General features: G+C 58.2%; 6 protein-coding genes. 1 reads left to right on the forward strand and 5 read right to left on the reverse strand.

Annotation, left to right across the window (positions count from 1 at the left end):
* Nucleotides 1-183: 183 nt before the first annotated feature.
* Genes AC1DZP_RS35520 through AC1DZP_RS35540 form a run of 5 tightly spaced genes read right to left on the reverse strand, consistent with a single transcriptional unit; the run spans nt 184 to nt 4,591 of the window.
* Entirely contained in the window at nt 184-1,425 is a 1,242-nt protein-coding gene (locus tag AC1DZP_RS35520; RefSeq protein ID WP_477308931.1) for an NAD(P)/FAD-dependent oxidoreductase, read from the reverse strand.
* Entirely contained in the window at nt 1,412-2,098 is a 687-nt protein-coding gene (locus tag AC1DZP_RS35525) for an amino acid ABC transporter permease (RefSeq protein WP_477308933.1), read from the reverse strand. Before AC1DZP_RS35525 ends, AC1DZP_RS35520 begins: the two co-directional genes overlap by 14 nt.
* On the reverse strand, nt 2,098-2,769 hold the full coding sequence (locus AC1DZP_RS35530; RefSeq protein WP_477308935.1) for an amino acid ABC transporter permease: 672 nt from the start codon (nt 2,767-2,769) through the stop codon (nt 2,098-2,100). Before AC1DZP_RS35530 ends, AC1DZP_RS35525 begins: the two co-directional genes overlap by 1 nt.
* Nucleotides 2,766-3,569, reverse strand: coding sequence for an amino acid ABC transporter ATP-binding protein (locus AC1DZP_RS35535; RefSeq protein ID WP_477308941.1), 804 nt, complete (start codon nt 3,567-3,569; stop codon nt 2,766-2,768). Before AC1DZP_RS35535 ends, AC1DZP_RS35530 begins: the two co-directional genes overlap by 4 nt.
* A 56-nt stretch (nt 3,570-3,625) precedes the next feature.
* Nucleotides 3,626-4,591 (reverse strand): substrate-binding periplasmic protein, encoded by a 966-nt coding sequence (locus AC1DZP_RS35540; protein WP_477308937.1) that lies wholly within the window; start codon nt 4,589-4,591, stop codon nt 3,626-3,628.
* A 477-nt stretch (nt 4,592-5,068) separates the two neighbouring features.
* Between AC1DZP_RS35540 and AC1DZP_RS35545 the strand changes: the two genes are divergently transcribed.
* A partial coding sequence (locus AC1DZP_RS35545; RefSeq protein ID WP_477308939.1) for a zinc-dependent alcohol dehydrogenase family protein occupies nt 5,069-6,077 on the forward strand: 1,009 nt, incomplete at its 3' end.

The following is a 6,077-nucleotide window of genomic DNA, read 5'->3' on the forward strand; positions in this document are numbered from 1 at the left end:
CTGCTTAGCAGCTCATCGAAACGTCGTGGCGATGAGAGTGAATTTTTGGGCTGCTTAGCAGCTCATCGAAACGTCGTGGCGATGAGAGTGAATTTTTGGGCGATAGGGCTTGCATCAGGGAGTCCTYGCGTTGTTACCGGAGCGCTTCGGCGCGCCGGCGAAGCGAAGATAGAGTCGAAAACCTTAGGCTGCGGCGGCGGAGAACTTGTCCTTGAAACGGAAGGTGTAATAGTGGACGTAGCGCTCGCGACACTTCTCCAGCATCTCGCTTTCGGACATGCCTGCTGCAAATCGATCCAGAGCCATCGGCGACAGATCGAGTTCGGTGCGGCCATTAACGATAAGTTCTGCCAGCTGCTCGCCCAGAGCTGGCGCAATCGACAAACCGCCGACATTGCAGCCACCCAGAACGTATAGACCTTTTGCACCGGGCGCCTCGCCCAGGATATGATGACCGTCGGTGGTCATCGTGGGAAGACCGMCTCGATGCTCCTGAAGCTTGAGGTCTTGCTGGAAGATCGGCAACTGGTCCTTAACCGTTTCGGTGAGCCGCTTCAGAACTGACAGATCGAGCTCCAGATCCTCAATCCGAAACGATGGCGACATCTGCGAGACATCGACCGGCTTAGGGTCCTTCTCGTAGCCGCCGAACATGAGCCCACCTTTATCGGGCCGCACATAGACATTGGCATCGATGATGCGCGTGATCGGTTGAGTTGTCTCCACCCCCTCGATCGGAGCGGTGATCATCAGCTGGTGGCGCATGGCAACAACCGGTACCTTGCTGCTGGCAAAGGATGCTACGAGCCTCAACCAACCACCGGCGGCATCGACAATGGTTTTCGCAGCAAGATCGCCTCGATTGGTAACGACACGGCTGACGGCACCGTTCTCCACGACGATCTCAGACACATGGGTGTGAGGAAGGAGCACTGCCCCCAATCTCTTCGCGCCGTTGGCATACCCGCGGGGGACTTGCACCGGCTCAAGAAAAATGTCGTGGCGCATATAAGCAACGGCTACGATGCCCTTCGTCGCCAGAAATGGGTTCAGTTCATGCGCTTGATCCGGCGAGATCATATCGACGTCGAGGCCGAGAGTCTTGGCCAGGGCAAGTCGCTCCTGCAGCATCTCAGCATGTTCCGGAAACCGGGCCACTGACATGCTCCCAGGCTGGAAATATTCAATTTCCTCGTCAGTCTCCTCGGCAAAGCGCCTTATCTTGTCGATAGCGCGCATTGCGAGCTTCGTCATCAATTCTGTCTGTCGAACCTGCCCGCTCAAACCGGCGGCGCGGGCGGATGTCTGGGACGCGATTTCTGCCCGGTCCAGCAGCGCTACGCTTTTCCCCGCCTTCGCGAGATGAAATGCCGTACTGGCGCCCAGGGCTCCTGATCCGATGACAATTGCGTCAAATTTTTCCATGACTGAGCGCCCTTTCTTCCACTGGGCCTATGCTGAGGCGAGCCTCAAGGATGCGAACAAGATAAGATAAAGGGAGGGCCATCAGCAGGTACATGAGTCCAACCGCAACATAGATTTGCAGCGGCATAAAATACTCGCTTGTGAGATCGCGAGCTTGCAGCATCATTTCGGGAGCCGAAATCAACGAAGCGACGGACGTATCCTTCAGCAAGGAGATGCTAAAATTTCCCATCGGAGGAAGAACGACCCTGAAAGCTTGCGGTAAAACAACGTGCCGCAGGACCTGGACAGGACGCATTCCAATCATTTGTGCAGCTTCGCGCTGCCCGGGGTCGATAGCCTGAATGCCTGAGCGATAGATTTCGGACACGTAGGCGGCGCCGTTCAGCCCCAGCCCGAGAATCGCCGCGTCAATAGCGTGCAGGGTCAGCCCGAATGATGGCAGCCCGAAGTAGATGACGAACAGCAAAGTCAGGGACGGCATGCCTCTGATGATCTCGACATAAGTCTGTGCGATTAAGCGCAGATAGGAATAGCGTGAGAGCCTAGCCAAGGCGATTGGCAGCGCGAGCACGGCCGCAAGCAGGAAAGACAGTCCCATCAATCGCAGTGTCCAAAGGACACCACGCATCAACTGCGGCATCCATTCGACGACGAGCGAGACAAATGCCATCACACGCTCCTCCCTTGGCTGAAGCGCCGTTCGAGACGCTGTGCAAAGCGCGACAATGGGAAGCTCATGGCGATGTAGACGGCGGCCACCAGGAAATAGATAGGTCCACTGAGATAGGTCCGCGTCACGAGATTGCGCGCATAGAAGCTCAATTCAGGTGCGGCTACGGCAGATGCTAGGGAGGTGTCCTTGAGAAGTCCAACCGCGAAATTCGCCAAAGGCGGCAAGACCACACGCATCGCCTGCGGCAGAACCACGTAGCGCAAAGCCTTCATCCGCGTCATTCCGACCATGAATGCGGCCTCTAGCTGGCCGGAGTGAACCGACTGCAGGCCCGCGCGGAAAACCTCTGTCAGATATGCTCCGCCGTTGAGACCGAAGCCGACGATAGCGACCGGGATCGGATTTAACTTGATCCCGATCTGGGCTAATCCGAAATACAAAACGAACAGTTGAGTTAGGACGGGAACTCCTCTGAATACCTCGATATAGATCCGGATGATTATCTTCGGCAGGCGAGCGGGGAAGGACTGAATAAGCCCCAGGACCAGTCCGATAGCGACCGCGAGCACGAAGGAGCCGATCGTTATATGTATCGTCGTAACCGCTCCCCAGAGCAGAATTCCCAGGAATTCGGGAAATAGCGGTAGTGCGCGAGCCCACTCATTCATGAGGAGGCTCCAGCCCGCAGCGCTGTCGACCGAGGTTCGCGGTTCGGGCGCAGGAGTGCTAGCGTGCGCGGATGGGCCGGTGAGGACACCAGCATGTCGGGTGCGCCCTGATCGACGATGACGCCGTGATCCATGACGACGATGCGGTCGGCCACTTCCTCGGCAAAGGACATCTCGTGGGTGACGATCAGCATTGTCATGCCTTCTTCGGCGAGCTGGCGAATGACGTGCAGCACTTCGCCGACGAGTTCCGGGTCGAGCGCCGAGGTGGCCTCATCGAACAGCATCAGCTTCGGCTTCATCGCAAGAGATCGTGCGATGGCGACCCGTTGCTGCTGCCCACCCGAAAGATGGTCCGGATAAGCGTTGGCCTTATGGGGAAGACCAACCTTCTGGAGTAGATCACGGGCGATGGGCTCAACATCCTCGCGCTTCCGGCGCAGCACTTTGAGTGGACCAAGCATGATGTTTTCTAGTGCGGTTAAATGCGGGAAAAGGTTGAAGCGCTGGAACACCATGCCGATACCGGTGCGGATCTGGGCGATTTCCTTGTCGGACATCGGCACCTTGCGTGCGCCGACGACCTTCTCTCCGATGGACTTGCCGTCAATGGTGATCAGTCCATTTGTCGGCTTTTCGAGATAGGCTATGCATCGCAGCAGCGTGGTTTTTCCCGAACCACTCGAACCGATGATCGCGACCTTCTCGCTTGGGGCGATAGACAGATCAACACCGTCTATCGCCTTGAAGCTCCCGAACGATTTGTGAAGATCCTTTACCACGACGAGCGGCAGATCGATTTTTGGAGCCGGGTCGGCGTCTCGCTGATCTTTGGCCGATCGATCTGCCACCGCGATCACCCGAAGAAGCTCGAGAAATCTTTCGGCGCATGCGCCCAGGGACCTAGGACGGTGCCCTTTTCGTCGCGATCGATACCGATGCGAGGGTTGCGTTCGGGCGGGACCAGAAAGTCAGGGTTGTTCAGTCCGTACTTCGCCAGAAACTCCTTGTTCCCGCCGGTCTTCCACAACCAGGCGATACCGGCATTAAGCGCGTCGAATAGGTCGGTATTCTCTGGGTTCATTCCCATCAAGGTCAATTGCTTAACGCCAAGAATCTTGAACTGTGGGTAAGAGGTAGTTGGAATTACCTTCAGATCCCAATCGGGGTTTTGCTGAATCATGTAGCTGATTGTCGGAGTATCAAGGAACCCGAAATCCAAGCGGCCGGCGCGAATGTCGCGCACGCAAGCGTCGGTGGTGTCGTAGAGCCTCACTTCCGCGGCGCCCGGCACCTGCTTCAATTCCGGAACGATCGTGAATCCTTGGACAGTCCCAAGGGTTCGATCCTTCATATCCTCAAGTGTGAGCCGGTCGCCAACGGGCATGTCCTTGCGCATGAGCGTGAACTTCGGCGTGTAGTAGATCGGATCGGTAAGAAGCATTACTTCCGCGCGCTTCTGCGTCCAACCCATATTTCCCAACATGACGTCAGCTCGGCCACCGCGGACCGATTCAATCGTAGCCGACCAATCCATTAAAGCGGGCTGTGGCGTAAGGCCGAGTTTCTCGGCGATCTTTGAAATCATTTCGCCGTCGGTTCCAATTATCTTGCCATCTTTGACGCTGGTCATTGGCATGTCGCCGTTCATCGCGATGGTCAATGCGCCTGGGACCACCGTTTTTACCGCTGCAGTCGCCGCGAACGCTGCGGGCAGCAAATTGGTCGCGGCGGTGACGGCGGTCGCCGCAGCGCCAACTAAAATGGATCGGCGGGTGAGGTGATGCTGAAGACAGGCGTGTGCTGGCATTTTTGATGTCATCGCTGTTTCCCCTTCAAGCCGGTGCAATCCTGAGAGGCGAGGCCCGGCGCCCTCGCACGAAGCTCGGCTCTAAACTCCAAGGGCTTGGTTCAAGAGATCACTCCGCTATCTTCTTTCGCGCGGTGAGCACTATAGAGCATGATATATCCAATCTTTAGCGAAGTCGGGATTGGCCATCTGTCGAACCTCGACAAATGCATATCAGCCGCAAGATCCACAGTTTGCAACAAAAAAAGTGAATGCCATGACATTTTGCGCGACTAGGTAGGGAAAAAGGGCCGGAGCTCATGGGGCTAATTGACAGGGATTTTGCCTCATGCAACACATGATATATCAACCAATTGGCTGATGTGATGCTGGATCTCAAATCCTCAGGTACCAAGAAGGACCCGAGGACTGGAACCGAACTAGCAATCGCCGGACCAAGGCGCCCCTGCCCGCCCCGCGCCCCCCGGAAAGCCCCAGAAGGACCCTGATATGAAAGCTGTCGTCTTCGAACAGTTCGGCCAGGCGCCGACGATCCAGACCGTCGCCGATCCGAAGCCGACGCCCGAAGGTGTCGTCATCAAGGTCGAGGCGACGGGCCTTTGCCGCAGCGACTGGCATGGCTGGATGGGCCATGATGACGGCATCACACTGCCGCATGTGCCGGGCCATGAACTGGCCGGCATCGTCGTCGCCGCCGGCAACCAGGTCACCCGGTGGAAGGCCGGCGAGCGCGTCACCGTGCCGTTCGCCGTCGGCTGCGGGCGCTGCTTCGAATGCACTTCGGGCCATCACCAGATCTGCGAACACCCGAAGACGCCAGGCTTCAGTGCCTGGGGCTCGTACGCTGAATATGTTGCCATCGAGCATGCCGACACCAATCTGGTGCGYYTGCCCGAGGAGATGGAGTTCGCCACCGCCGCCAGCCTCGGCTGCCGCTTCATCACCTCGTTTCGCGCCATCGTCGACCAGGGCCGGGTGAGGCCCGGCGAATGGGTGGCGGTGCATGGCTGTGGCGGCGTCGGCCTGTCGGCGATCATGATCGCCAGCGCCATGGGCGCCAATGTCATTGCCATCGACCTGACGGATGAAAAGCTGGAGTTTGCCAAGAAGATCGGCGCGGTGGCGACGGTCAACGCCTCGACGACGCCCGATGTGGTCGAGGCGGTCCGGGAGATCACCAAGGGCGGCGCGCATATGTCGATGGATGCGCTCGGCCACTCGACGACCTCGTTCAACTCGATCGCCAATCTGCGCCGGCGCGGCCGCCACGTGCAGGTCGGGCTGATGCTGGGCGAGCATGCCAGGGCGCAGGTGCCGATGGATCAGGTGATCGCCTTCGAGCTCGAAATCCTCGGCAGCCTGGGCATGCAGGCCTACCGCTATCCGGCGATTATGGCGATGATYGGCAGCGGCAAGCTGAAGCCCGAACTTCTGGTCAGCAAGAGGCTCAGCCTCGAAGAGGCTCCGGCCGCCCTGATGGCCATGGGCGGCTTCGAAG

The sequence above is a fragment of the Mesorhizobium sp. P2_F8 genome (assembly GCF_056403655.1).